The 25,358-nt window shown below is 45.2% G+C and carries 24 protein-coding genes and 1 tRNA gene; 16 read left to right on the plus strand and 9 right to left on the minus strand.

Annotation, left to right across the window (positions count from 1 at the left end; genetic code table 11):
• Positions 1-84: 84 nt before the first annotated feature.
• From ACLWOR_RS02310 to ACLWOR_RS02320, 3 genes are all read right to left on the minus strand, one after another.
• Positions 85-1,248 (minus strand): DNA topoisomerase VI, encoded by a 1,164-nt coding sequence (locus tag ACLWOR_RS02310; protein ID WP_413939053.1) that lies wholly within the window; start codon positions 1,246-1,248, stop codon positions 85-87.
• 10 nt (positions 1,249-1,258) lie between these two features.
• Positions 1,259-3,025, minus strand: coding sequence for a DNA topoisomerase VI subunit B (locus tag ACLWOR_RS02315; RefSeq protein WP_413939054.1), 1,767 nt, complete (start codon positions 3,023-3,025; stop codon positions 1,259-1,261).
• 140 nt (positions 3,026-3,165) lie between these two features.
• Positions 3,166-3,492 (minus strand): HNH endonuclease, encoded by a 327-nt coding sequence (locus ACLWOR_RS02320; RefSeq protein ID WP_413939055.1) that lies wholly within the window; start codon positions 3,490-3,492, stop codon positions 3,166-3,168.
• Positions 3,493-3,603: 111 nt separating this feature from the next.
• Here ACLWOR_RS02320 and ACLWOR_RS02325 point away from each other — a divergent pair, with 111 nt between their 5' ends.
• Both ACLWOR_RS02325 and ACLWOR_RS02330 read left to right on the plus strand, forming a co-directional pair.
• Positions 3,604-4,749 (plus strand): cyclic nucleotide-binding domain-containing protein, encoded by a 1,146-nt coding sequence (locus ACLWOR_RS02325; protein WP_413939056.1) that lies wholly within the window; start codon positions 3,604-3,606, stop codon positions 4,747-4,749.
• Between the two features lie 3 nt (positions 4,750-4,752).
• Positions 4,753-5,439, plus strand: a complete 687-nt coding sequence (locus ACLWOR_RS02330) for a PilZ domain-containing protein (RefSeq protein WP_413939057.1) — start codon at positions 4,753-4,755, stop codon at positions 5,437-5,439.
• Between the two features lie 38 nt (positions 5,440-5,477).
• Here the strand turns inward: ACLWOR_RS02330 and ACLWOR_RS02335 are convergent, their stop codons facing one another.
• Positions 5,478-6,476, minus strand: a complete 999-nt coding sequence (locus ACLWOR_RS02335) for a beta-propeller fold lactonase family protein (RefSeq protein WP_413939058.1) — start codon at positions 6,474-6,476, stop codon at positions 5,478-5,480.
• Positions 6,477-6,582: 106 nt separating this feature from the next.
• Positions 6,583-8,589 (minus strand): hypothetical protein, encoded by a 2,007-nt coding sequence (locus tag ACLWOR_RS02340; protein ID WP_413939059.1) that lies wholly within the window; start codon positions 8,587-8,589, stop codon positions 6,583-6,585.
• Between the two features lie 178 nt (positions 8,590-8,767).
• Here ACLWOR_RS02340 and ACLWOR_RS02345 point away from each other — a divergent pair, with 178 nt between their 5' ends.
• On the plus strand, positions 8,768-10,420 hold the full coding sequence (locus ACLWOR_RS02345) for an AMP-binding protein (protein ID WP_413939060.1): 1,653 nt from the start codon (positions 8,768-8,770) through the stop codon (positions 10,418-10,420).
• Positions 10,421-10,460: 40 nt separating this feature from the next.
• Here ACLWOR_RS02345 and ACLWOR_RS02350 read toward each other — a convergent pair whose 3' ends face one another.
• Positions 10,461-12,377 (minus strand): LTA synthase family protein, encoded by a 1,917-nt coding sequence (locus tag ACLWOR_RS02350; RefSeq protein WP_413939061.1) that lies wholly within the window; start codon positions 12,375-12,377, stop codon positions 10,461-10,463.
• A gap of 84 nt (positions 12,378-12,461) precedes the next feature.
• Here ACLWOR_RS02350 and ACLWOR_RS02355 point away from each other — a divergent pair, with 84 nt between their 5' ends.
• From ACLWOR_RS02355 to ACLWOR_RS02370, 4 genes are read left to right on the plus strand one after another with little or no spacing between them, the layout of a single operon-like run.
• Positions 12,462-12,689, plus strand: coding sequence for a BolA/IbaG family iron-sulfur metabolism protein (locus tag ACLWOR_RS02355; protein ID WP_413939062.1), 228 nt, complete (start codon positions 12,462-12,464; stop codon positions 12,687-12,689).
• A gap of 23 nt (positions 12,690-12,712) precedes the next feature.
• Positions 12,713-13,018, plus strand: a complete 306-nt coding sequence (grxD, locus tag ACLWOR_RS02360; protein WP_413939063.1) for a Grx4 family monothiol glutaredoxin — start codon at positions 12,713-12,715, stop codon at positions 13,016-13,018.
• Between the two features lies 1 nt (position 13,019).
• On the plus strand, positions 13,020-13,217 hold the full coding sequence (locus tag ACLWOR_RS02365) for a DUF2892 domain-containing protein (protein ID WP_413939064.1): 198 nt from the start codon (positions 13,020-13,022) through the stop codon (positions 13,215-13,217).
• Between the two features lie 3 nt (positions 13,218-13,220).
• The gene (locus ACLWOR_RS02370; protein WP_413939065.1) at positions 13,221-14,609 is read left to right on the plus strand and encodes an FAD-binding oxidoreductase; all 1,389 of its coding nucleotides are present in this window, start codon (positions 13,221-13,223) and stop codon (positions 14,607-14,609) included.
• 23 nt (positions 14,610-14,632) lie between these two features.
• Here the strand turns inward: ACLWOR_RS02370 and ACLWOR_RS02375 are convergent, their stop codons facing one another.
• Both ACLWOR_RS02375 and serA read right to left on the minus strand, forming a co-directional pair.
• A complete protein-coding gene (locus ACLWOR_RS02375) occupies positions 14,633-14,905 on the minus strand; it encodes a hypothetical protein (RefSeq protein WP_413939066.1) in 273 nt (90 codons plus the stop codon).
• 70 nt (positions 14,906-14,975) lie between these two features.
• Positions 14,976-16,181, minus strand: coding sequence for a phosphoglycerate dehydrogenase (gene serA / locus ACLWOR_RS02380; protein ID WP_413939067.1), 1,206 nt, complete (start codon positions 16,179-16,181; stop codon positions 14,976-14,978).
• 105 nt (positions 16,182-16,286) lie between these two features.
• Between serA and ACLWOR_RS02385 the strand changes: the two genes are divergently transcribed.
• The 9 genes from ACLWOR_RS02385 to ACLWOR_RS02425 all read left to right on the plus strand — a co-directional run bounded on the left by ACLWOR_RS02385 (position 16,287) and on the right by ACLWOR_RS02425 (position 24,188).
• The gene (locus ACLWOR_RS02385; RefSeq protein ID WP_413939068.1) at positions 16,287-17,642 is read left to right on the plus strand and encodes a sigma-54-dependent transcriptional regulator; all 1,356 of its coding nucleotides are present in this window, start codon (positions 16,287-16,289) and stop codon (positions 17,640-17,642) included.
• Positions 17,642-18,583 carry a phosphatidate cytidylyltransferase gene (locus ACLWOR_RS02390; protein ID WP_413939069.1) on the plus strand — a complete coding sequence of 314 codons (942 nt, stop codon included), beginning with the start codon at positions 17,642-17,644 and terminating at the stop codon, positions 18,581-18,583. Before ACLWOR_RS02385 ends, ACLWOR_RS02390 begins: the two co-directional genes overlap by 1 nt.
• Positions 18,580-19,350, plus strand: coding sequence for a lysophospholipid acyltransferase family protein (locus ACLWOR_RS02395; protein ID WP_413939070.1), 771 nt, complete (start codon positions 18,580-18,582; stop codon positions 19,348-19,350). The genes ACLWOR_RS02390 and ACLWOR_RS02395 overlap by 4 nt, the downstream gene beginning before the upstream one ends.
• The gene (locus ACLWOR_RS02400) at positions 19,331-20,236 is read left to right on the plus strand and encodes an MBL fold metallo-hydrolase (protein ID WP_413939071.1); all 906 of its coding nucleotides are present in this window, start codon (positions 19,331-19,333) and stop codon (positions 20,234-20,236) included. The genes ACLWOR_RS02395 and ACLWOR_RS02400 overlap by 20 nt, the downstream gene beginning before the upstream one ends.
• Positions 20,202-21,026, plus strand: a complete 825-nt coding sequence (locus ACLWOR_RS02405) for a YihY/virulence factor BrkB family protein (protein WP_413939072.1) — start codon at positions 20,202-20,204, stop codon at positions 21,024-21,026. Before ACLWOR_RS02400 ends, ACLWOR_RS02405 begins: the two co-directional genes overlap by 35 nt.
• Before the next feature lie 78 nt (positions 21,027-21,104).
• Positions 21,105-21,473, plus strand: a complete 369-nt coding sequence (locus ACLWOR_RS02410) for a hypothetical protein (RefSeq protein ID WP_413939073.1) — start codon at positions 21,105-21,107, stop codon at positions 21,471-21,473.
• Positions 21,470-22,918 carry a hypothetical protein gene (locus ACLWOR_RS02415; RefSeq protein WP_413939074.1) on the plus strand — a complete coding sequence of 483 codons (1,449 nt, stop codon included), beginning with the start codon at positions 21,470-21,472 and terminating at the stop codon, positions 22,916-22,918. The genes ACLWOR_RS02410 and ACLWOR_RS02415 overlap by 4 nt, the downstream gene beginning before the upstream one ends.
• A 132-nt stretch (positions 22,919-23,050) precedes the next feature.
• Positions 23,051-24,016, plus strand: a complete 966-nt coding sequence (locus ACLWOR_RS02420) for a hypothetical protein (protein ID WP_413939075.1) — start codon at positions 23,051-23,053, stop codon at positions 24,014-24,016.
• 95 nt (positions 24,017-24,111) lie between these two features.
• Positions 24,112-24,188, plus strand: a tRNA-Arg gene (locus ACLWOR_RS02425).
• 221 nt (positions 24,189-24,409) lie between these two features.
• On the opposite strand, the gene ACLWOR_RS02430 is transcribed toward ACLWOR_RS02425, so the two are convergent.
• A complete protein-coding gene (locus ACLWOR_RS02430; protein ID WP_413939076.1) occupies positions 24,410-25,015 on the minus strand; it encodes a hypothetical protein in 606 nt (201 codons plus the stop codon).
• Positions 25,016-25,358 lie beyond the last annotated feature (343 nt).

Raw genomic sequence — 25,358 nt, forward strand, 5'->3', positions numbered from 1 at the left:
TTTCCAAAAAGTCACCAGGCACCTTTTTGGGTAGGCGCCTTTTTTAAACGAAAAAGCCGGCGGTGGGCCGGCTTTTTGGGAGTTCTATACGTAAGAACCGCGTTTGATTTTTTCTAGGATGAGCTTTTCGGTTTTGATTGGATCTTTTGGATCTACCGAGAAGAAAGACTGTTGCTCGCAACGAATCTTTTCTTTGATCAACCAGCGCAGGATTTCTGCGAGGTCTTTGTTCTTTTTATCCAAGAAGAACGGATCGTTTTCCAAAGCGTCCTTTGCTTTTTTCAAAGCGCGCGCTTCAGCTGGATCGGATTCTTTTACTTTGTAGTGAGGAAGGTCGTACTTCTTCACGTCTTCTGGCAATACACCCAAGAATCTTACGTTCGGAGCCGAGAAGTCAGCGTTACGGATCAACGAAGCCGCAGATCCCGCTTTCAAAGTACGGAAGATATTTTGCAATGTGTACGCATCGAGGTCTCCGAAGAAGTACATTGGAATGTCCAATTGTTCTTGGATCAACTTTGACCAACCACGTACCGCATTCGATGGAACCCCTTGAGCACCCATCACGATACAGTTGTTACGTTTCGTGAATCCCATTGTTACAAGGGTATTCGCCGTACCTTCTGACTCAACGATCAAGCAGAAGTCGATTTTCTTTTTCGCCTTCAACTTCAAAGATTGCGGTTTATTTTTTGGCTGGAACGGAGACGTACCCAAAGTGGAAAGGTCGATCACGGCCTTATCACCATCAGGCAAAGTCTCTGTCACGATCAATTGTTGAGAGTATGATTGTCCACCACGGTCATTGGCAAAACAGTTCAATTCCTCGCGGTACACTTCCAACATATCACCGATAAAATCGATGATCGCGTCGGATTCTGGTTGGTCGTCGAAATCGAGGGGCTTATAGCGTTTGTCCCCTTTGATCAGACCTTTACAGATATAGTACAACTCACGCTTCGTATTGACTGAGCCAATTTCCAAGTTGCGAAGAAGGATTTCAAGCATGAAGACGACACGTGCGAGCTTCTGAACAGAAGACACGTTCAATTCCGTGCGAACAACCTTATCACCTGGAGTTAGGTAACCCACTTTGGAGTTGTACAATGAGTTATCAAGAGATGTTTTCACCGCTTCCAAAACTGGACGCTTCGAGTTCTCGAGATCTTTAAGCATTTTATCCGCAAGAAGACGGGCTTCTTTCGGAATATCAATTTTTAAATCACGAACGCTGAGAAGTTTAGCCATGATTCTTTACCTACTTTTTCTTACCAGTCGTTTTCTTAGTCGTTTCTTTTTTAGTCGCGATTTTCTTCGTTCCTTGTGGTTCCGAAGCTTCCTCAACTAAGTCTTCGCTGCGAATAACGTGAACTTCATCGTCTTCGTCATCAGCGCCGATTCCTTTTTTCTTGTCGCGTTGTTTTTGCTCCAAGAGTTTAGATTCTGCAGCTTCCAAGTCAGCGATCGCGTCTTGAGAGTCACGACCCAAAAGTTTTTTCAAACCTTCTTCAGCCTTTTTCTTACGACCTTCTGGAGCTTTTACAATGTTCGCCAAGCTCTCAACCAAAATCGGGCCGAATTGCTCGATATGAGCCAATTTTCTTTCAAGATCTGCTTCTTTCACTTCTTTTTTGATGTGACGAGAAAGCTTTTGACCTGCTTGGATCAACGCCAGACGAATTTCGCCAACGAGATCTTCTGACGCATCAATCGTTTCTTTCGAAGCATTTTTAAATTTAATGAACGGAGACACGATAGAAACCGCAAAGATATACGGACCTTGTGGCAAGCTGTCTTTTGCTTGCGACAAACCGTAAGCCTTCCAGTTTACTGATTCAATCGCCCACGTGATCGCACAACCGGATTTATCAAATTGCAAAGGAACGCGGTTCGCAAAACGAAGCAAAGTGACTTGTGAGTCGCCGTCTTGATTGCGGTCTTTGAAACGCGCCAAAGCCACTTCGACAACCACTGGTTTGAAGTCACAAATACGCGGTTTACGAGTCACAACAGAGAAGAAGTCAACTTCACCCAAACGGTTGATTGATTTCGACAATGATTCTTCACCAACCGTCAAAACAGAGCGAGTTGAAGGTGGCATCAAATCTGTGTTTTGCACAGCTTGGAAGATCTTTTTGAAGTCTTCTTCGTTGATTGAAGTCAGCGGCTTTTCAAGCAAGTTTTTAGGTAAGCCTTTTTTCACGAATTCAGAGATTGATTGATCTGTGATACGTGAGAAACCCGTTTTCAAGAACTTAGAAACAGTTGTTTTACCGAACAACGTCGCATGAGTGATGAATTCACCCAGTTTGAACGTGTGAGGATGGGGCAAAGTCGCCTCTGGAACTTGCGGAACTTCTTGGCTCACGCGGTTCACAGTCACGAAATCGTTTTCCATCAACTTATAAGTCACAGTCATGTGAGGATTCACGAGGATCGTGCCCTCAATATAAGTCACAAGACCACCGTCACCATTTAATTGGATACGACCGTCCAAAACGAACTCAACGCGCGTTCCGTGTTCACGATCCCAATCAAATGTTTCTTTGTTCTTCACGATACCCGTGTTCGATTTGATATCGACGTCGACTTGCGCAGAAATCGCTTTACGCATTTTCTTCGTCTTAGAAGTCACATTCACACCGCGAGCATTGGTCATTTGCGCCCAAGTTGTCGCAGCGGAGATACCGATACCTTGTTGACCACGAGAACACTTCCCGCGTCCAAACTTCGATGAAGCAAGATATTCACCGTAAACTTTTGCAAGGTCATCAGCTTCGATACCAGGACCGTTATCTTCGACAACGATGCGAATTAAATCAGTATTTTTAGTCGAACCAGCTCCCACTTTGGAAACTTCGATCATCAAATCAGGCAAGATGCCATGCTCTTCACAGGCATCTAATGAATTGTCCACGGCCTCTTTGAGAGTCGTTAGAACGGCTTTCAACGGAGATGAGAACCCCACCTGTTGGAGGTTCTTAGCAAAATATTCCGCTGTACTACTCTTAGTAATTTTGCTCACGGTTGTTCGTCCTTCAGAAGATGTTAACGAATTTTAATGAATGACTTTGATAGGTTAACGCGAACGCATGGGGTCAAAGCAAGACTAAAGGCTGATCATCGCAGCGCGCAAATTTGAATGTGAGCAATGACAAGGCAGCGTTATTCCTCTGAATCAGAACCTGAGTCCGAGACTTTTGAGGATAATTTTAATTCCTCCAACACCATTTCAGCCCGGGTTTTATGTCCCTTTTTGGTATTGCAGTCCTTGCAGGATGGAACACAGTTGTTCTTATTCGATTTCCCACCACGGGCAATGGGGATCAAGTGATCCATTGTCAGCTCGGTCGGTTTGAACTTCTGCCCACAATGGTAGCAGATTCCTTTTCCCAGCTCCTGCCTCCACCATTGGCTAGACCGAAGCTCACGGGCTTTGGCTTTTTCACGTTTTTGATGTTCCGGCGGGGCCGCGGCAAAGAATTCGTCCATGACACTACCTATAACTTAAGTCCATTTCCCCCGCAAGAGGGCCTTTCGTCTCAAGATTGTCCAGTGAAGTGCCGATAAAAATTTGTGAATTGTATTTAAGGAGTCAGTCTCATGTCTGTTAAGACCTTTAAAAAAGGCGAAGTCATCTACAAGGATGGCGACAAAATCACGGCGGTGTACCTCATTCAAGCAGGGGGCGCCAACCAATGCCTCATCCGTGGTAAAAAGACGATTGATCTGTTTCAATTGGGAGCTTCGCATATTCTGGGCGATCAAGTGATCCTGGGACAAGCGACGCATCCGACTTCTGCTGTTGCGACAACAGAAACTAAGGTTCTAGAGATCCCAGTTGAAGCTTTGAAACAACAATACGAAGCCGCTCCACAGATGCTCAAAGTACTTATTAAGTCTTTGGCGGATCGTCTGCGTTTGGCTTTCAATGACGTTCGTTCTTCAAAAATGGAAAAGGATTCTTCTCCATTGCCTGAAGACCAAGTCGCAAAATGTTTTGGTACTGTTTTCCATACAGCGAATCACAAAGGTGATCGTTCTACTCCAGGCCGCGTGGTTGTGGATTGGAGTTTGATGAAGCAATACTCTCAACGTGTGATGGGGGAATCTCCCAAGCGCCTTGAGCAAGCAATCAACATCCTTGTCAAATTGAAACTCGCTCTTTATGAAATGGGTAAATCCATTGATAACCCAGACGGCCCTGAAGAAATCCAAAAGGTGCACTTCTTGGATTTGGGCTTGGTGGAGAGCTTCTTTGAATTCTATCAATACTACTATTTTAAAGGTGGCCGTACAGATTTGCTCAAGGTCGATGATCTTTGCTCGCAAATGCTGGGTGGTATTTTGAAACTGGCGGAAAACCAAGAAGTCGACCGTTTCGGTGTGACAAGCGTGGAATTCGCGAAGTTTGTTGAATACTGCAAAGAAGAAATCGGCATCAACCTGAATAACGACCACTTTGCCCGTCTTGAGGGTAAAGGTGTCTTTATGAAAAGAAAGAACGCAACAGGTGGCGTTCTCTTGCAATTTGAAGTGAAAGAGTTCCGCTCAGTCTTCCAAAGTTGGAAGATGCTCAAAGAGATCGAAAAATGGAATGAAAAGGGTTTCGTCGACATGGACGAAAAAGAAGAAAAGCCGAAGAAAAAAGCTTCCGCTGGCCCTTCTTGCCCAGCTTGTTCTGTTGAGCTTTCTGCAGGAGCGAAATTCTGTCATGAATGTGGTCACAAAATAACAATGGCGGCGTAGATTATGGCTGAAGAACTGACACTCTTTAAATGTATTAATTCCGTATCTGAAAGACAGCGTCTTTTCACGACACTTTTGTCTTCCCAAGGAAACTTGTACCTTAAAGATAAGTTCGATCGCAGCTTACCGCTTAAAGCAAAAAGCGTCGACAGTCGTTTTTACCTCACTTGCATCTCCCCTGCTGAATCTGAATTCACTTTCGGTGAGAATGAAACTTTCACCGCTGTATTTTGGATTGATCAGGAAAAATACTTGTTTGAAACGCGCCCACACTTCGTTGATGGCAACTTGGTTTTGCCGGTGATGACACTGTTCCATCTGCAAAAACGTAGAACTTTCCGCTATCAAGTCCCGCATGATTTCGGAAGTCGTTTTAACATCAGTCACTTGAATAAAAACACAATCAATGTCACTTGCCGCATGATCGACCTGAGCACGCAAGGTTGTGCTGTCGAAGTGGATCAATCCGCAGCCAACTTGCACCTTGAAGATATCATGGAAGCCGAGATTTGCTTAGGCGGTCGCGACCCCATCATCGTTCAAGGTGTTATCAAAAATATTCGCGCCAAAGATTTCCAGAACTTGATTCTTGGTATTGAGTTCCATCACATGGTGCACTCAAGCGAAGAGCAAATCATGCTGGCGATTTCGGATTTACAGCGCGAGCTTTTCAGTCGTCGCGCTGCTTAAAATACGGATATCAGATATTCAGATCAGCTCCCTTGTCGCTATCGAGCCTTTCCGAAAGCAATTCCATCCGGCTTATTTCCAGTCGCGAATCTGTGCTCAATTTTATAAGTCTTTAAGTTAATCATCACCACGGCGTTCTCAAGCATCGTCGCTGTGAATACATAATCATTATTCGGGACTACAATCCCAATAGGTTGACGACCTACCGAAATTTCCCTCATAAGCGTCATCGTTGCAGCATCAAAAACTTGAACGACATTGCTAGCGGCACAATTCACAATCAATTTCTCACCGTCTGGTGTAGGCACCACGCGCACTGGAGACTTCCCCGTCTCGACCCTGCCTATAATCTCCAATGTCGCAGCATCGATCTTTACGATGAAATTACCTAAAACAGAAGAGGCATAGATAAACTTGCCGTCGCCTGAAAGCGAAATACCTTCCGTTCCCGGACCTGTCGGAATAACTTGTGCGGACGATTTACCGGTGAGATCCAAAACTGAGATCGATCCTGAAGCAAAATTCGATGTATACGCGCGCGTTTCATCTGTATTAAAAACCACCATGTGGGATTGCTCCTGCATAGTAGGAATTTCAGTGATTTCTGCACTGGCAAGATCAATAACCATGACAACTTTCCGAGCTTCACAAGTCACGTAAAGGCGTTTTCCATCTGGAGAAGCCTCCAGCCCATGAGGAGCGCAGGCCTCAGCTCCCAAATCCAAATACTTAGCTACTTGGCGCTTTTCCATATCAATCATCGCGATATTGTGACCTGGGCGATTTGTCGGAGCCTGACTGCGCACGTGATCTTTCCCGTAATTTGAAACAAAGGCCCAACGACCATCTGGTGAAAAGGTGATCTCGTGGGGTAAAAACCCAACACTGACTGCAAAATCCGTTTGATGAGTGAGAAGATTAATAAAAGACGCCGTTCCATCCGCTTTATTCACGACTCCCAGATAGGGCCCTTCGGTCGCAAAACTTTGAGTACTGATCAGTGTGACGAGAGACAAGAAAACATTGTGTAGCTTCATAAGATCTCCTTTTACCGTTTGAGGTTGGAGACCTTATAGGGACTTTCGGCATATAATAAAAATATATAAATTGTATGATATTAATGCCTATCAGGCATTAATAGTTCTACTGACAGCGAGGAGCCTGAAACGAAGATTGGATTCGATTCAAGATCATTCCACATTGTGGGGTTAGAGTTCCAAGATCCTGCCCCATCATTAACAATCGCAAAACTCCTGAAGAATGCGTATCGTTGAGCGTCGGCGTCAGTACATTCGAGGCTAAGTACTCGGTGCTTTTGTTGCCGATCAGAGAACAACCCATATTCTTACTTTGCGCGGCCATCGAATGGCCTTGGCGACGAAGCTCGTTCATCACTTCAGCAGAAAAGTGATCGGCAAAGTCTTCTTCCGACCAAACGGTGTTGTCAGCGGCCTTCATTGGCTCCGGCGCTGGAACAAAAGGATTGCGGTTGGCCACGCAGTTCAATGTTTTTGTAAATGCCGTCGAGTCAGCCGCTGGTAGAAGCCTTAATCTATGCGAAACGATGTGACCGAATTCGTGTGCAAGAATCGCCAAGCCCACTTCCGGATAATTAACACTGAACCAGCTTACCGAAATATTACCTGATTGCGGAAGTGTTGAATCCGAAATCACCGAGCTGGGCAACGCATTACAGGTTTTCTTAAGCTCAGATTCTTCAACCAGTTTTGTTCGAATTGATTTTTTGTCAGTCAAATAATTTATGGCGGCAGCGACGACCGTGAGTTCCTCCGAACCGACTCTCATTTGTTTGAGGCTTTTTTCCGCATTCTCACGCATTTCTACAATCCGATTCAGGACGTCTTGCAAACGTTCTTCACGTGTCGCTTCATGCACAAAATTAATTTTGGCAAGTTCCTGATCTATCCATCTTGCCTGAGATGGGCTCACCATTCGTTTTGCCACGATCTGACTGGCCCGACGGACATCCTCTGACAACTTATCAAATGTACGACGGCGCAAAGGAGACGCTGTTAATGGCATGCTTGCTTGCAGTTTTTCCCGACAATTGCCCATCAAAAACATCGCCTCATAGGTGGGGTTAAAACCATCCACATCAGCGAGAGTCTTCTCTAGAAATTTACTCTTTTCCATATCTGAAAAGAGCGTCACAAAATCAACGGGGTACGAATTTACAATAGTTTGAAACTCACTTTTAAAGATCGTTCCAAACAAAGATAAATTCTCAAAAAGCGCGAGGCAGCTTTTTTCCTCAGTTTTATTTGAAAGACCTCTAGTCGCGGCCCGCTGTAAAATTTCAACTTCCCGATCGGACAACAAAGAATCGGCTAGGATGCCCACTCGTTTTTGTATCATCTGAAAGGTTGCCAATGCCTGAGTCGCTTCTTGTTTTAAAGCTTCGGCATACGTAAACTTCGCTGGATACTTTTTTCTGAGGTACGCAGTCATCGTCTTATTTGAATAATCTAAATATGAAACCCCATCTACCCTTGAGATAATGGCAGCATCGACAACGGCCTTTACCACTTCCCGCTTTTGAGCCGGAAGCTTCTGCAAAATAGCTGCGTATTTTTCTTGATCAACCTTAAGCGTGGAATTCTCGCCGTCGTAACTGATGTAGTCGCTGTTGCCACCGGATACCTCAGTGAAATCAGCAAGAGCCAAGAAAAAAACCATCATCGAACGAAAGTTTTCGGAGATATCAATTTTTTTCCCCGATTGCAGAAGTTTTTGCACAAGGAGAACTTGGTTTCGCGTGACACTAGTTTCAAGTCTCAATGTCTCTGCGAGCGCCTCGACCTGACTTGTCGGCAAAACCCATTTGAGTTCGTTATTCAAGCTCTCTCGGTCTTCTTTGATGGAGGTGTAATTCCAATTGGTACGTGGAGAACCGCAGGTGCTTTCAAGGCACGACATCACTTCTTTTGGGGAAACTAGGGACTCGATCTTTTCGGCGTGCTGAGGGTCATAACCACCGCCGGATGCAATATCAGGAATATTTCCTGCCGCGTTTTGGACGCTTTTAGTGAGAGTCTTACTGAGCAAAGAGGCTTGAACCGAACCTGAAAAAGTAAGCCCTATTCCCAAGATTCCAGCTAGAGAAATTTTCCACATATTATGACCCGCCATTTCGGAGGTTTTTTATGCGAGTCTTATGCCCGATAAAAGTAGGATAAAATCGTTTTAGGGCCTAAGGCCGTGTCTAGAACCTGGTCTATGCCCATAAACGGCGATCCTTATTGACCTAAGCCCTTGTTTTCGAAATCCTGTCCAAACAACTGTCCTATAACAGCGAAGGAGCCCACAGATGGAAAAACCCTGGCTTGCTCATTACGAAAAAGGTGTCGCTGCTGAGATTTCTTTTGGCCCCTACAACAGCCTCAATGACCTCCTCAACGAGAGCCTGCAAAAATACAGCTCTCGTCCTGCATTTTACAACTTGGGGCGCACTCTCACTTTTGCGGGATTGGATCGCTTAAGTTCGCGCTTTGCCGCTTACTTGCAAAATCAAACAGATTTGAAACCTGGCGATCGCGTCGCCATCATGTTACCAAATATTTTGCAGTACCCAGTGGCGCTTTATGCCTGCTTACGTGCGGGACTTATCGTGGTGAACGTCAATCCACTTTACACAGCGCGGGAGCTTGAGCATCAGCTCAAGGATTCCGGAGCAAGAGCTATTGTCGTATTTGATAATGCCGCAGCCACTTTACAAGAAATTCTTGAGCGCACGCAGGTTAAATACGTTTTCACTACGGCCATCGGTGATTTCTTATCATTTCCTAAATCTGCCATTGTGAATTTCCTGATCAGCAAAGTTAAAAAGCTGGTCAAGCCATTTTCAATTCCACACGCTGTTAGATTCTCTGACGCTTGTCGTGAAAAGGGACTTTCATTCACTCCAGCAACCTTAACTTTGGATTCGGTCGCCTTCTTGCAATACACGGGCGGAACAACAGGAGTCTCTAAAGGGGCTGTTCTCACTCACGGCAATATGCTGGCAAATCTTTTACAAGCGCGGATGTGGGTGAAATCTCGTTCGCGCAATGAGGGTGAGGTTATCATCACCGCTCTCCCCCTTTATCATATTTTCTCTCTGACGGCGAATTGCTTTACGTACAGTTCAATGGGCGCGCTGAATGTTTTGATCACAAATCCAAAGGACATTCCAGGCTTTGTGAAAGAACTTAAAAAATGGAAATTCACTGCAATCACAGGTGTTAATACCCTGTTCAATGCTTTATTAAACAATCCGGATTTTGCAAAGCTTGATTTTTCTCGTCTGAAAATGACGTTGGGCGGAGGCATGGCCGTTCAAGGGGCTGTGGCGAAACGCTGGAAAGAAGTCACAGGTACAACTTTATTAGAAGCCTACGGTCTGACTGAAACGGCCCCAGCCGCTTGCATCAACCCAGGTGATCTTCAAGACTATAATGGCTACATCGGTCTTCCTATTTCCTCGACTCTGGCAAAAATTTTGGACGACCAAGGCAATCCCCTTCCCTACAATGCCGAAGGTGAATTAGCCCTGAAAGGACCCCAGGTCATGAAGGGTTATTGGAACCGCGACGATGAAACGGCGAAAGTCATGACGGCTGACGGATTTTTTAAAACCGGCGACATGGCCTTGATGACGCCGGATGGATTTATCAAAATCGTCGACCGTAAAAAGGACATGATTCTAGTTTCAGGATTTAATGTTTACCCGAATGAAGTTGAAGAAGTGGCTTGCAGTCATCCTGGAATCTTCGAAGCCGCTGCCGTCGGAGTTCCTGATGCCAAATCAGGAGAGATCGTGAAATTGTTCGTGGTAAAAAAGGATCCAAGCCTGACAGAGGAACAAGTCATCCGCCACTGCCGAGCAGGACTGACAAGTTATAAAGTTCCGAAGGTTGTGGAGTTCCGAGAGAGTTTACCAAAAACAAATGTTGGGAAGATTTTGCGTCGCGAGCTTCGCTAGGCTCGCGGCAAACAAGCGTCGTACGAACAGGCGCATTCTTCTAAAGACCTTTCGCAGGATAATATAATTTATTGTCCCACATGCCTTCGTTGAAATATTGAATCGTGGCTTTTAAGCGTTTGATCAAATCTTCCTTGCGAGCCGCAGGTTCAGTCAAAGGATGTTCAGCATTCACATCCGACATGGCAAACATCTCTGGCTCCCCGTGCCCTGGGGACCAACGGATTTGATAATCGCGCGCGGTTAACAAATAACGACCATCAATAAAGTTCACAGCAGTTTTATCACCTGGAACAAAAATCGAACTGCCAAGGTAGTTTTGATCTTTTGGCTGCATTCCCAAGATATCAAGAATCGTCGGCATCACATCGATCTGCTGCACAACCATATTCGGGTCTACGGCTGGCATTTTCCACGTGGGGTGGAAGAAAATCATGGGAATGCGATAGTTCCCGATTTCATTGTCGTATTCTGGAAGGTAATGCTTCGAAGTATGGTCCGCTGTGATGATGAATAAAGTATCTTTGTACCACGACTTGGTCGCCGCTGTTTCAAAGAATTTCTTCAATGCAAAGTCCGTATAAGAAATTGTTTTCAAAATATCAACCGGTCCCTCTGGGAACTGATCACGATATTTTTCCGGAACCTTAAACGGTTGATGCGAACTCAAAGTGAAGACCGACGTCATAAACGGCGTTTTTTCGGAGTCTAAATGCGTGAGCATCCATTGTAAGAACGGCTCATCCCAAATTCCCCACACACCATCGTCGTCTTCTTTATTTCCGTATTCACTGGCACCGTAGTATTTTTCTACCCCTGCACTTTGCATGAAAGAATCAAAATACATCGTGCCGTTGTGGCCACCATGAAAGAAACTTGTCGTGTATTTCTTTTCCGTCAATAACGTGCCCAAACCCAAGAAATAGTTTGAAGTAAAGTGCGAGGAAATAAATGGCTCACTCATCAAAGCTGGAATCCCGCCCATCACGGCTGCCACACCTTCAATCGAGCGACGACCGTTCGCGTACGCATTTTCAAACACCAAGGACTTGCTCATCAAGGAATCTAAGAAAGGCGTATAAGAATGCCCATTACGAATACCGAAGTATTCTTTACCGAAGCTCTCAAGAATAATGATCACGATGTTCGGATTTTTTGCAGGACGCTGGCCCTTCAAAGAAGTACCTTCATAAGAACCATTCAAATAGCGAATCATCTCTTGTTCATCGCTAAAATATTTTTCTCTCTTAATTTCTTCAGCGCCGTAACTTTTGATAAACGTGAACGAAGAATTCAAAACCAAGTTGTTCAATAACGGAGCCGCAAACACATTCGCGTTCACGAAATTCACAGGTTTTGATTGCAATCCACCACGGATGCCGATAACTGCCAGCACGATACAAACGAAGCACAAGAACGCGTGCGCGCTCCACATCTTTACACTCGACGCCAATGGTTTTAAGCGCGGAGGGAAAAAGATAATCGCATAAGCGGCCCAAATGAAAAGCCCCACCAGCATGGTGTTCACAGCAAAAAGCTTCCAGTAGCTGCCGATAAAGTTCAGCATCTTACCTTGAACTTCGGAAACAATAAAAAGTCCGTCCCAAGTAAATCGGCGTCCTACAAAATTGATGAATTCAGTATCAACCAAATTCACAATGTAAAACGGAACATGAACTAAGATAAATCCGAGAAAAGTAGAAATTTGCCAGAACCTCTGCCACTTCATAGGCCACGGCAGAAACGACCACAACAAAACCGGAGCCGTTAGAGTAAGAGCCGCTGCGATATCAAAACGCATTCCCACGACAAAGGCCCACAGGATATCGCCCCCCGATTTAGTCTGAAAAAGACTCCAATTCCACGCGAGGAACTCTAAACGCGAGATCGCGTAAAAACACAGGGCCATAAGGACAAGAGTCCATATTTTTAAGAGACGAGAAGTCGGTCCAAACATAGGTGCCATCCTACACTGACATAATGCGTTAAACAAGCTTCCCAGTGTCGACTTGCCTAGCCCACTCTGGTAGTTTGGCCGCCTATGACACCAGAACAAATGAAAGAGCGCCTTTCACAAAACTACCCGAACTGTAAAATCGAAGTTTATGATTTGACTGGCACTCAAGATCACTACGAAGTTTTTGTTGAGAGCGACAAATTTGCAGGTCTCTCACGTATTCAACAACATCAGCATGTGATGTCTTGCTTCGGTCCTGAACTGAAGACAGGCGAGGTCCATGCTCTTTCTATCAAAACAAAGATCCCTTAGAATAATAGACCGTGAGGTAATTCATGTCTGACGTAAAAGCAAAAATTGAAACTATTTTGAACGATAACAAAGTTGTCCTTTTCATGAAGGGCACTCAACAATTCCCAATGTGCGGTTTCTCTGCACGTGCTTGCGCAATCCTTCAAGATTTGGGTACAAAATTCCACGACGTAAACGTTCTTGATGACGAAGCCATCCGCCAAGGCATCAAAGAGTACGGCAACTGGCCAACTATTCCTCAACTTTACATCAATAAACAATTGGTCGGCGGCAGCGATATCATGATGGAAATGTATCAATCCGGCGAACTTCAAGAGCTTTTGAAATAACATGAGATGTAACGTCGCCCTTTGGGACCGCGCCTTAAGGTTTTTGTTTGGTTTAGGTTTAACAGCCTATGCCATCGCCGGCGGTCCTTTTTGGGCGTATATCGGTGTCTATGGTCTATTGACCGCCGCTTGGGGCTTGTGTCCTGTCTACGCATTCTTTAGAATAAGAACACTGAAGGATTATCACCAAAGGATGTAGAACATGGTCCCGTCTCCAGCACTTGTCGATCTTGAAAAAGTTTTGTCAAAAGACCAAATCAAAACCGACGAGGAAAGCCTCAAATACTGGGGCAAGGACTGGACGACCTACTTCGACATCAAAGCCTCCGCCATCGTTTTCCCTCGTACAACTGAAGATGTGATGAAGCTGGTCCGTTGGGCCCGCCAAAATAAAATTGCACTTGTCCCATCTGGTGGTCGCACGGGTTTATCCGGCGCTGCTGTTGCCACACAAGGTGAAGTGGTTGTTTCTTTTGATCAAATGAATCAGATCAAAGAATTCAGCGCTGTTGACCAAACAGTGGTGATTGAAGCCGGCGTGGTGACGGAGTCTTTGCAAGAATTTGCGATTTCAAAAAATCTTTTTTATCCAGTGGATTTCGCCGCGACTGGTTCGTCGCAAATGGGCGGAAATATTTCCACTAACGCAGGCGGAATCAAAGTTCTTCGCTACGGTTTAACTCGTGATTGGATCGCGGGATTGAAAGTGGTAACCGGAGCTGGTGACGTTTTAGAACTCAACAATGCGCTCGTAAAAAATGCCACGGGTTATGATCTTCGCCATTTATTTATTGGTGCTGAAGGAACTTTGGGATTTATCACAGAGGCAACCATTCGCCTTGCGCCCGCTCCTCCGCCAATGAAAGTCATGGTGTTGGCGGTGCCAGCACTCGATGCGGTGATGAAAATCTTTGCCGAGTTTAAAACCAAAGCCACTCTTGTGGCGTTTGAAATGTTCTCTGATAAAGCTCTTAAAAAAGTTTTAGAAAATACAGGCCTTGCCGCTCCTCTCTCTGCGGATTCTCCGTTTTACGTCTTGGCAGAAGTAGAGGCACGCACAGAGTCGGATGAAGAACGTGCTCTGAGCGCGTTTGAAAAAGGTCTGGAAGAAGGTTGGATCTCTGACGGCGTGATCAGTCAGTCGGATGTGCAAGCAGCGACCTTCTGGCGTTATCGCGAAGACATTTCTGAATCACTTGCGAAGTACTCTCCGTACAAAAATGATATCGCAGTGGCGATTTCAAAAGTTCCACCGTTCATGGAAGATCTGGATAAAGTTTTGTCGCAAGCTTATCCAACTTGGGAAGTTGTGTGGTTTGGCCATATCGGTGACGGCAATTTGCACATCAATATTTTACGTCCTCAAGGAATGTCGAAAGAAGAATTTGTGACCGAATGTCGCAAAGTCGATAAAATGGTTTTTGAAACTGTTCGTAAATACAAAGGATCCATTTCCGCAGAACACGGCGTGGGCTTAACAAAAAAATCTTTCTTAACGTACACAAGATCCGAAGCGGAAGTAGAACTGATGCGCGGGATTAAAAAGGTTTTCGATCCAGACGGGATCATGAATCCAGGGAAAGTGATCTAGTCACCTTCCCTGCGATATCGAAATTACTTAGCAGAGCAATAAGCAGAAACAACAACCTTGCGACCGCGGTATGCTTCTTTAGTTTTGCAAGTTAGACCTTGTTCAGAACAATCTTGAAGCAGAACCAACTCACCAAAACCGTCTTGTGACGTCACTTCATTTTGGTTGCACCAAGAAGAGTAAAGATATTCAACTTCGTAACCTGGAGTTGTATAGCCACCACCAAAATCAGCAGAAACTGCGAAAGAAGCAGCAGGTGCCATAGCCAACATAAGAGACGCGATAACCAATTTCATGAAACCTCCGATAGGATTAAATCAACCCGATAGGAAGTATCACGAATGGTCCTAATTCTCCACTTTCAGACTAGTATACGACCCTTGTTCGAATAGAACGGGAAAGTTTTCCAATGTCAGTGGCTAAACTTTGTGCATGTTGAGAGTGAAGATCCATCACCAGGTATCCAATTTTTTCATCAGTGGACAAGAATTGTCCCTCGATATTAGCCCCCGCCTTGGAAATCAGACCGTTGATCTCCCCAAGAACCCCGGGCTCATTCTTATGCACATTGAGGATTCGTGACGTCCCCTGCTTCACAGGCAAATCAACATTCGGGAAATTCACAGCTCCTGACGTCGAGCCGATTTTCAAATAACGACGGAAACTCTCAGCGACCTCCATGCCGATCGCATATTGGGCCTCCTCAGTGCTGCCCCCGATATGAGGCGTGAGGATCACGTTGGAAAGTCCTTGAAGAGGAGAGACGAATTTTTCTTTGTTCGAAGCTGGCTCCCAAGGGAAAACGTCGATCGCACAGCCACCAAGGTGTTTGGATTTCAAAGCTTGTACGAGGTCTTCAATTACAACCACGGTCCCGCGGCTGGCATTGATAAGGTTTGCGCCCTTTTTCATCAGCGCAAGTTCTTTGCTAGAAATCATATCTTTCGTTTCAGGAGTTTCTGGCACATGCAAAGTCACGAAGTCAGAAATTTTTAAAAGCTCGGCCAGTGATGACATCGCACTCGCATTTCCGAGTGGAAGTTTTTTGACTGTGTCGTAGAACACCACTTTAAGGCCCATAGATTCAGCGAGGATGCTGACTTGGCTGCCGATATGGCCATAACCCACAATGCCCAAAGTTTTGCCACGCACTTCACGTGAACCTTCAGCCGATTTGACCCACTCACCCATATGAGCTTTGGTATTGCGATCGCCCAATTGACGAGACAGAGAAACCATCTCCGCAATCACCAGTTCCGCAACCGAGCGCGTGTTCGAGTGTGGCGCATTGAATACAGGAATGCCAACATCCTTCGCAGTCACTAAATCAACTTGATTTGTCCCGATACAAAAACAACCGATGCCCACCAAATGCTTATTTGCATGAAGCACCTTCGCCGTCACTTCGGTTTTAGAACGGATACCTAAGACATCATAGCGTGGAAGAGTCGCGAGAAGCTCTTCTTCGGAAGGAGCATACGAGATCAAATCGACTTGAAAACCTTCTTCGATCAGTCTTTCTTTAGCTACAGGGTGAATGTTTTCTACCAGTAAGATCTTAAGAGCGTCCATCAACGTCCTCCCTAAATAATTTTAGAGTATTCTAAGGCCCTCGTCACTAGTGACCATGCGCACTAAGGGTAGTCAAAGACCCTTGGTCGAGCGAGGATGAGCTCTATGGCAACAACTCGAGTTTTTTCTCTACTCATTGTCGATGACGATCCCCTGATTCATCAATCTTTGAAGATGATTTTGCCTTCGCATTGGAAGGTTTTTTCAGCTCATACGTTGGAATCGATTCAGTTTGAGCGTTTTTATCACGCTGCCTTCGTCGACATGCACTTGGAGCCAGGCAAAGGTCCTGTGGGTCCACAAATTATCGAAAAGCTTTTAAAGACGCATGCACAACTTGAAGTGGTGGCGATGTCAGGCGATCTCAACCGCCAACTGATGGAAACATGTTTGAAGGCTGGCGCACAAAGATTCCTTGCAAAACCTCTTACGCCGGAAGAAGTGGCCTTGGTCGTTGAAAAAATCGAAGCTCTGTGGAGCCTTCGCAATATCGACCCAAGTGCAAATCGTCACAGTGTTCGTTGGGTCGGCTCTTCTTCGGCTTCGCAACAAATCCGTAAACGTATTGCGGAACTTCGTGGCGAAACCAGCCCGGTTCTCATCGAAGGTGAAACAGGTTGCGGTAAAGAAGTCACAGCTCGCTTGCTTCATGAACAGGAAGCGGAACGTCCCTTTATCGCTGTGAATTTGGCAAGCATTCCCGATAATCTTTTTGAATCGGAAATGTTTGGTCACGTGAAAGGCGCTTTCACCGGAGCAGATCAAAACAAAACCGGACTTGTAGAAGCTGCCAACGGTGGTGACTTGTTCCTAGATGAAATCGAAGCTTTGCCGCTAACTCAACAGGCAAAACTTTTGCGCTTCCTTGAAAGCGGAGAAGTTCGCCGTGTGGGTGCCAAGGAAAGTACGATTGTAAAAGTGCGTGTGATTGCAGCAAGCAATAAGCCGTTGGATAAAATGGTGGCCGCCGGTGAGTTCCGTGAGGATTTGCTGTATCGCTTGGCCTCGCAACGTATTCACCTGACACCTTTGCGCGAACGTCTTGAGGATATCGCAGAACTGGCACAACACTTTTTAGCATCCGAGCGTCCTCGTCGTAACAAAACATTTACCGATGATGGTTTGACTGCGCTTCAGAAATACAACTGGCCAGGAAATGTGCGCGAACTAAAGCGCGTGTGTGAACAACTCAGTCTGGTCTCCCCACTTCCAATGATTCGTGATGAAGACGTGTCGGCTTGGTTAAAACCAGCGGCCACGGCAACAGGAGCTCCTTCTTATACCGTGATTGATTTCAACAAAGGTCTTGCCACTTTGGTGGAAGAGTTTGAAACGCACGTGATTCGCTCTTGCCTGAAACAAACTCAAGATGTGGAGACGGCAGCGGGCTTACTGCAAGTGTCGCGCTCGAATCTGTATAAGAAAATTAAAGAATATAAAATTGATGAGGATTCCAATTAATGGATTTTAGTTTTGAATTACCGTTTCGCATGAGTGTTCCCACCGCGTGGGAGTCCCATGCTTATCGCCAAACGGTTTTGATTGTTCTATCGATCATCTTTGTATCCGGCGCGATTATTTTCTTTTTCCGTAACCGCAACTATTACTTCGTTCAATCTTGGGCGAGCATTAAAAGCTGGCTGATCGCAGCTCCGGTGATGTTTATCGGAATGGGTTTGCCGGATCCTTGGCCATTGGTCCTTCTCACATGTCTTGCGATCGTGGGTGCGAAAATATTTTTCCAGATCATGGGAATGTTCCACCGCAGTTACTTTGTTCTGCTTTGTTATGCGGGAATTATAGGACTGGCGCTTTGTTGCTGGTTTGACCGTTTGGATATTTACAACAACATGCCGATGGTGGTGTTAGGTGCCGCATGTTTGGTACCGCTGTTCCGTAATTCTTATAAGCGCATGATTCAGTATATTTCGCTGACCTTGCTCGCCTTTATCTTTTTGGGCTGGTCGTTTATGCATTTGGGTTTGATTATGAAATTCCCAAATGGCGTTTTCCAAGTCATGTACTTGGTTATCCTGACAGAGTTTTGCGATAACACGAACTTGGCCGTGGGCCGTTACATCGGTGGTTGGAGACTTTTCCCCGGCATCAACCCTCGTCGTACCGTCGGCAGTACGGCGGTTTCGATTTTGCTGACGTTATTCCTTGCAGGCTCCATGCGCTATTTATTACCCGATGGTTCTGACAAATATTGGTTGGCATCAGGCTTGGTTGCATCCCTGGGGGGCTTTATCGGCGACCTTGTGATGACAGTGGTTCGTCGTGATGCCGGAATGAAAACTGTGGGCCCTTTCATCATCGGTCGTGGTGACTTCCTTCACCGTGTGGACCGTTTGATTTTTGTGGCTCCTATTTACTATTACGTGATGACGGCGATTCTATGAAGGATTGGGACTACGAAAACGAACAGTGGACGAAGCTTCCAACCTACTTAAAGCATTTACCGCTGTTCACTCGTCATATTGATATTTTCAGCGTCTGCGTGCGCTTTGTCTGGTCCATTATTTTAAAGAATCTTTTCTTTAAGTTTTATATTCGCCTGACCGTCAAAGGCACGACGTTTAAGGAACTCTATAAGACTCAGCCAAAGCTTATTATTATTTCGAATCACGCCAGTCACTTGGATGCGGTGTCGATTGCCGCTTCTATTCCGCGCGTTTATTGGCTGGATGTGTATATCGCAGCCGCGAAGGATTATTTCTTTACCAATCCCCTGTTTACGTTTTTCTCGCAACACTGCTTGGGCGCCATTCCAATTGATCGCAAAGACCGTAAAGGCGAAGCGATCAATTTGATTTTGAAACTTCTGACGGAACTGCCACGCATGTGGTTGATTATTTTTCCTGAAGGCACGCGCTCTCGTGATGGAAAGGTTCAAGAGTTTAAACGCGGGGTTTCGATTTTTTCTGAAAGAACTCAGACTCCACTTTTATTTACTTATCTCGAAGGAAACGCTGAGCTTTGGCCCAAAGGTCGTATCTTTGCGGTCCCAGGGAAGCTTGTCTTGCACGTTGGTCCGGTTCACCCCCCAGGTCCTATTGAGCAGGTGTATACTGCCTATAAAAGCTGGGTGATGACTATCAACCCCCATGCATTCCACGTAAAGGAAGAGGAACCAAAGGAGGCCCCTAATGACTCCGAGCAAATTTGAAGTCGAATCACGAAAAATTAAAATTGGCACTTTTGAAGTCTGCCCGATTCCCACCGGAGAATTTGGCTTAGATGGCGGCGCGATGTTTGGAACTGTTCCAAAAGTTTTGTGGGAGAAAACAAACCCTACGGACGATAAGAATCGTATTCAAATGGAAGCTCGTGGTTTGCTTCTTAAGTCCCCTGGCTGCAATGTTTTGATCGACACTGGAAATGGGGCTGACTTCGTTTTGAAATACGGTGAAAAGCTGGGTAACAAGTTTGCTGAGATGTACGGGATTGATCAAAACGGCCCCTCACTTTTAAAATCCTTGGTCAAATTTGGTTTGAAGCCTGAAGACATTCATCACGTTGTTATCACGCACTTTCACTTTGACCATGCCGGTGGTGCGACCACTGAAGTAAATGGAAAATTGGCTCCAACGTTCCCCAAGGCACAGTACTGGGCTCAGTGGGCGAACTACGAAACTGCTCGCGAGCCTAACTTGCGTGAACGGGCGAGTTATTATCCCGCGAATTTCCAACCGCTTCTCGACGCGGGCGTTTTGAAACTTCTTAAAGGTCCAGTTGAAAACTTTATTCCCGGAATTTCTTGTTTGATCAGTAACGGCCACACTCAAGGCCAACAAATTATCAAAGTCAGCGATGATAAAACCACGCTGTTGTATTGTGGCGACCTTGTTCCAACAAGCACACACGTGAAAATTCCTTGGTTAATGGGTTATGACCTCCATCCGCTCACGCTGATGGAAGAAAAACAGAAATACTTAGGTGAAGCAGCCGACCATTCATGGTATCTTTTCTTTGAGCACGATCCGTATTGTGATGCAGCTCTGATTGAAAGAAACGGACATGACTTCGCTGTTCAAAAGAGATTTTGGCTTTAACTTTAGACGAGTGTGGGAAGTACTCAAAGACACCGCTCAGCAGATGCGCGATGGCGAGCTGCAATTGGTTGCGGGGTCTTTGGCTTTTTCAACGGCACTTGGCCTGATTCCGTTTATCGCGGTTGTTCTCGCCGTCTTTCAATCTATCGGCGGTCTTGAAGCACTTTATCCAAAAGTAGAAGCATTGTTACTTTCAAATCTGCGCGAAGCTGCTGGCAGCAGTGTTTCAAAATTCATCCGTATCTTTCTAAAAAATATCAACGCCGGAAAACTTGGGATTTCAGGCGTGGTGCTTCTTGTGATCACGTCCTTCCGTTTATTGCATGATATGGAAGTTGGCATCAACCGCGTTTGGAATCAAAGAAGCTCCAGACCTTTCTATAAGCGTTTCATTTATCAATGGGGTTTAATCCTGGCCATTCCGCTGATGCTGGCGGTTTACGTCGCTTTTAATTCACTTGAAGAGCTGCAGTTCGTGCATCGCCTGCTTCCGCGTACGATTTCAAATACTTTGGTTCTGGTGGGCTCTTTGTTTTTAATTTTTAAATTGGTTCCCGACTTAAAAGTAAATACCAAAGCAGCCTTTATTAGCTCCTTTACCACCGCTACTGTTTTATTCGGTGTGCACAAAGGTTATGGCTTGCTGGCACAAAAGGCGTTCAACTATAGCTCTATCTATGGATCTTTCGCGGCGATTCCGTTGTTGTTCCTGTGGATGCTTTCTATCTGGTATGTGATCTTAGCGGGCGTGGCTTTCTGCGCTGGCCTTCAAAAACGCCACATGGCTTAACTCCCATATCAGACTTTGGGCTGGGCCGCGGGATTTTGTAGAGGCAATTCAATTTAAAAAATTTAAACTGAAGACTGCATGAAATACTTTCTTGTGGTGTTTTTATTTTGTTCGGTGAGCTTTGCTTGGAAGATGGAATTTCATCGGACAAGTCACTTGGGATATTCCCGCCGTGACATCGCAAAAGAAGAAAATGGTCAGTACTTTTTTACCGGCCGCAATCTGGGTAAGACACTACCGTCCCCAGTTTTAAAAGCTTGGAAAGAAATGGCAAAAGGTCCTTCGGCTGTTTCAGCTGCAAGCGGTTGTCCGGCCGGAACTTATACTTTCACTAAAACAGATAAAACAACTCAAACTCTCCGTGGTTGCATGCAAGGTAAAGCCTATGGCAACTACATCGCAGAACTTGAAATCGTTCGCCGTTATGCCAAAGGATCGGCGAAGTGATAAAATCTTTGTGCACTTTTCTTTTAGGCACTTCTTTTTTTGCTTCGGTTGCATTTGGCGTTTCTGCTGATGATCAAGACTTAGTCGCTCAGATTCAGAATCTTGCCGTGCAATTAAAAGCAACAGCCAGCAAAGAAGCTGGCTGTCGAATTGCCGATATGCCCAGCTGTTCGTTTCAAAGTTCCTGCCGCCAGTTTGATGGCAAAGGTCGAAATTTTTATTTGTATGAAAACGAAGAGGGACGTCAGATCCCAAACTTCGCTTTTACTTCTGCTATTTCAGATGCTCAGGAATGCCTTGGTGGCTTCCGCGAACTAGATGAAGTCAATGATCCATTTGTCTATCCCGAGAGACTTTATGATCCTGAAATGGCCGGCGGACACGAGAAAATAAAACAAAACTTCTCTCGCTTTCAAAAAGAAGGCAATCGCGTTCGTAGTATTTTTTCCGACGTGCAAAATCGCGTTTTGGCATTCTTAAAATCGCGCCGTACCTCTCAAAATGCAGCAGAGATCGACAATATGATCAATCGAATTTCTAAAATCAAACTCGAAGTTCCGACCGCTGGAACCCGCATTGCAGATTTGGCGACTATGGGCTGCGAAGTACCAAATGCGTTCTACAATCCTTCATCACATCAAGTCACAGTCTGCCCGCAGGTCATGAACATGCCTGATGCGACACTTTTTAGTGCGATTACTCATGAACTCGGGCATTCCGTTGACCCTTGTCAGGCGCAAAAATCGTATTCAACGTATAGTGGCGTTAGGTCAGCAGATGAACTCTTAGATCAGGCAAGTCCCAATGCCACATTCAAAAAAATTTCTATCGCAAAAAATCCCTTCAAGAGCGTGATCTCATGTTTACAAGGGCCAAGCTCACTCAACGTTAAGCTTCCTTCGAAAGATGCTCTTGTCGCAAAAGCAAAGAAAGATCAGCAAGAGTCCCTGGAGTTAAAACAAGACCGCGACGAGGGCGACAATCAAGACAGCTACAGCGATAAAACAGAGGCTGATTTCGAAGACAAACTTCAATCAATTGAAGATAACTATGACAAAATGAAGTATTGCTACAGCGAATCTGGAGACGGAAAAATTCAAGAAAGCTTTTCAGATTGGATTTCATCACAAGCTTTGAAACAAAAAATTTCAGAGATCCAAGATTCTGGAAAAGCGCGACAGTATGCCTTCGAATCACAGGCTATCTTCATGGCCCGCTCGTGTAAGAATGTGCAACAAACGGCTGTTGCATACATTCGCCCAATCGTAAAAGACCGATGTTACGACCTGGAAAGAAAATTCGAATTTGCCGATCGCAGTGATGATGTATCTGATTCTCATCCCTCCACAGCAGGTCGCGTGAACCGCATTCTTTACGCACCTCCTGAAATACAAAAAGCCCTGGGTTGCAAGAACACCGATCCGGTGCTCACCGAATGCAAATAGTGTCACACCCATAAGGACTTAAACAGTCATCCCCATGTAAAATTAGTATGGCGGTGCCAATTGACGGCACGGCTTTCGCTATACTCTTCATGTTCATTTACGTATAAAAACAAATCCGAAAGAGTTTATCTCATGTCGATCAAGGCCTTCGTTTCCTCATTGCTCGCGGCGGTTTTCCTCTGCACTTCGGTGGCAGAGGCGCGAGCTATGCGCTGTGAAGGTCTTTTCGAGGATTCTCTGCAAAAAGTTTTTGAAGAACTCGATGCTCAATCTGAAGGACGTCTTTTCAGAGGCAAGGGCCTGGAAGATTTCACCAATGAGCTGTCGTGGAATCGCCGTCGCAAACTTCGCAAATATCTACAAAAAGTTTCCATAAGCCAAATTCCATCAGCGAAAGCGCTTGAAAACGAAGTGCTGACGTTGGGAGATATTTTGTTCGGCCGCTTGGATATCGCGGATCGTTGGATTTTGAAATCCTCTGAACAGCGTGAAGCCCAATCAGCGGAAGTCCTCGCTAAACGCGATTTGATTCGTGATGGTCTTACGAAAATGTGGGCTGATTCCCACAACCCGGAAAATATCGGCCGCCTTAAAAAGGTCTTAGACGGAATCTGGCGCTTTCAAAATAGCCGCGTGGGTAGCGTGTTGAGCCTCCCCGTCTTTCTACCGAAGATGAAGGATCAGGAGATCCCTCACGATTTGATGTATAAAATTATTCGCGACGGTTTTGAGGCTCATGCTGAAGAAGCTCGCATTCACTTGAACAAGCAAAGCAAAATTGAGGCTTACAACACCTTCCGCCGCCTTTGGACGCCGGTATTCCTCGGTATTGTCTTTACGGTTATGTACCAAAATGCCTACGAGGAAGTTGAACAAAAACAGCAGAAACAGGTGGACGACGTCGTCTCAGGTCTTCGCGCTTTGAAAGCCTTCCTAAATGGAAGAAAAGACGCGATCCTGGAAGAAGCTTGGCAGGAGACCCGCGCCGAATTCATTGCCAAATGGGGCGAACCGCCGACGCCAGAAGAAGAAGCCATCCTGAAAGCTCAGATCGAGAGAGAGGTCTTTAAGAAAAACCTCTCGGATAAACCGAATTGACACAATGTGTAATTTGGTTTTTTTACTCCACGGTCTTGGAATTTCTCTTTAGGTTTGCTACTTTGTGCGTCCTCAAGATATTTTATATCTCAAGTGGTCCGGTAGCTCAGCTGGATAGAGCAACTGCCTTCTAAGCAGTAGGTCGCACGTTCGAGTCGTGCCCGGATCACCAATTTTTCCTAAGCGAACGTTGCGCTGCCCCCCTGAAAAATCAATAACTCACAGAATAATTTCCCTGTTAAAAACTGAAAAAAGACCCAGGACCTTGTGCGACTCGAACGTATCAGGCATTTACATTTGTTCATTAATCGAGTTCTAAAATCTAAAAAGTGAATTGAAAAGAAAAGAGGCCTACACTTTTTAATCAAGGCCTCGCAAAAGAACCTAGGGGTTTTAATAAGCCAAAAGTGACTTTGTTCTTTTGATTGCAAGATCTGTAGATTCGATCTGATCTTGAGGGGCTTTTCTTTTCAATCGAAGACTCATTGTCTCTTCAAAGAAAGCTAAGGCCTCTCTCAGTCTGTTTTGATCAAAAAAATTCTTTCCTGCATGCTGAAGTGCAAAGTCCAAGTAGATGGTAGCATCAACGTTAGATCGGCAAGTGTTTATAATTTCACTGAAGAGACTATCACTTTCATTGAAGCTTCGCTTCCATTGCAGAACATGCGCTAGTCTTATTTTCTGCTGAATTTCCCACTTAATGCCAAGGTTGTTTTCTTGAATGATTTTTAGGGCATCTCGAAGACATTGTTCCGCTCGATCCAAGTCTCCTAAAGTTCGCAGATGCACACCAAGCTCTCCTAGAAATCGGATTCGCTGAAGAGGATCTGTGGTTAGCTTTAGAGATTGCTCGAGTTCGATAGAGAAATTCCTCAATCCCTCTGGGTCCTTGGGATTGTCCCTTAGATTTTCATCAAAATACTTCTCGAGTCTTTTATCCATGAATAAATAATAGCCAAGCAACTGCCGACTGTCATCAAGGTAATGATTTTTAGCCACGTAACATTCACGAATACGCTTGGAAGATGATCGGGATATGTTCCTACTGGGAGTTGTAGCGTGCTTGATGTTTCTTTTTTTTCGCGCTACCAAGAAACGTGATGTCATTCCAACAATTGTAATGAAGAAGTTTGTTGACGGGTTGTTTGAGCTTTTAAGGAGCTCTTTGTAGTATTTTGATTTGGAATACAAGTCGCGCTGGTGAGGATTGTTTGTCGATCGAATGTTGCGGCTATTAGCGTTTTTCAAAGCGTGTTTATGGGTATTTGTTCAATGCATATTCACTTAAGAAAAACGGGAAAAATCGCTTTTTAAAACCCATGATAGAACCTTGTTCAAGTAA

Source organism: Bdellovibrio sp. HCB2-146 (assembly GCF_047345725.1).
Taxonomy (GTDB): Bacteria; Bdellovibrionota; Bdellovibrionia; order Bdellovibrionales; family Bdellovibrionaceae; genus Bdellovibrio.

What these genes read in the sequence shown, in the direction of transcription:
- ACLWOR_RS02330 (WP_413939057.1), top strand. Translation starts at nt 4,753, where the DNA reads ATGGCTGAAGAACTGACACTCTTTAAATGTATTAATTCCGTATCTGAA.
- ACLWOR_RS02405 (WP_413939072.1), top strand. Translation starts at nt 20,202, where the DNA reads ATGACTTCGCTGTTCAAAAGAGATTTTGGCTTTAACTTTAGACGAGTG.
- ACLWOR_RS02365 (WP_413939064.1), top strand. Translation starts at nt 13,020, where the DNA reads ATGAGATGTAACGTCGCCCTTTGGGACCGCGCCTTAAGGTTTTTGTTT.
- ACLWOR_RS02370 (WP_413939065.1), top strand. Translation starts at nt 13,221, where the DNA reads ATGGTCCCGTCTCCAGCACTTGTCGATCTTGAAAAAGTTTTGTCAAAA.
- ACLWOR_RS02335 (WP_413939058.1), bottom strand. Translation starts at nt 6,476, where the DNA reads ATGAAGCTACACAATGTTTTCTTGTCTCTCGTCACACTGATCAGTACT.
- ACLWOR_RS02400 (WP_413939071.1), top strand. Translation starts at nt 19,331, where the DNA reads ATGACTCCGAGCAAATTTGAAGTCGAATCACGAAAAATTAAAATTGGC.
- ACLWOR_RS02355 (WP_413939062.1), top strand. Translation starts at nt 12,462, where the DNA reads ATGACACCAGAACAAATGAAAGAGCGCCTTTCACAAAACTACCCGAAC.
- ACLWOR_RS02350 (WP_413939061.1), bottom strand. Translation starts at nt 12,377, where the DNA reads ATGTTTGGACCGACTTCTCGTCTCTTAAAAATATGGACTCTTGTCCTT.
- ACLWOR_RS02320 (WP_413939055.1), bottom strand. Translation starts at nt 3,492, where the DNA reads ATGGACGAATTCTTTGCCGCGGCCCCGCCGGAACATCAAAAACGTGAA.
- ACLWOR_RS02310 (WP_413939053.1), bottom strand. Translation starts at nt 1,248, where the DNA reads ATGGCTAAACTTCTCAGCGTTCGTGATTTAAAAATTGATATTCCGAAA.
- ACLWOR_RS02375 (WP_413939066.1), bottom strand. Translation starts at nt 14,905, where the DNA reads ATGAAATTGGTTATCGCGTCTCTTATGTTGGCTATGGCACCTGCTGCT.
- ACLWOR_RS02395 (WP_413939070.1), top strand. Translation starts at nt 18,580, where the DNA reads ATGAAGGATTGGGACTACGAAAACGAACAGTGGACGAAGCTTCCAACC.
- ACLWOR_RS02385 (WP_413939068.1), top strand. Translation starts at nt 16,287, where the DNA reads ATGGCAACAACTCGAGTTTTTTCTCTACTCATTGTCGATGACGATCCC.
- ACLWOR_RS02390 (WP_413939069.1), top strand. Translation starts at nt 17,642, where the DNA reads ATGGATTTTAGTTTTGAATTACCGTTTCGCATGAGTGTTCCCACCGCG.
- ACLWOR_RS02420 (WP_413939075.1), top strand. Translation starts at nt 23,051, where the DNA reads ATGTCGATCAAGGCCTTCGTTTCCTCATTGCTCGCGGCGGTTTTCCTC.
- serA (WP_413939067.1), bottom strand. Translation starts at nt 16,181, where the DNA reads ATGGACGCTCTTAAGATCTTACTGGTAGAAAACATTCACCCTGTAGCT.
- ACLWOR_RS02340 (WP_413939059.1), bottom strand. Translation starts at nt 8,589, where the DNA reads ATGGCGGGTCATAATATGTGGAAAATTTCTCTAGCTGGAATCTTGGGA.
- ACLWOR_RS02325 (WP_413939056.1), top strand. Translation starts at nt 3,604, where the DNA reads ATGTCTGTTAAGACCTTTAAAAAAGGCGAAGTCATCTACAAGGATGGC.
- grxD (WP_413939063.1), top strand. Translation starts at nt 12,713, where the DNA reads ATGTCTGACGTAAAAGCAAAAATTGAAACTATTTTGAACGATAACAAA.
- ACLWOR_RS02345 (WP_413939060.1), top strand. Translation starts at nt 8,768, where the DNA reads ATGGAAAAACCCTGGCTTGCTCATTACGAAAAAGGTGTCGCTGCTGAG.
- ACLWOR_RS02410 (WP_413939073.1), top strand. Translation starts at nt 21,105, where the DNA reads ATGAAATACTTTCTTGTGGTGTTTTTATTTTGTTCGGTGAGCTTTGCT.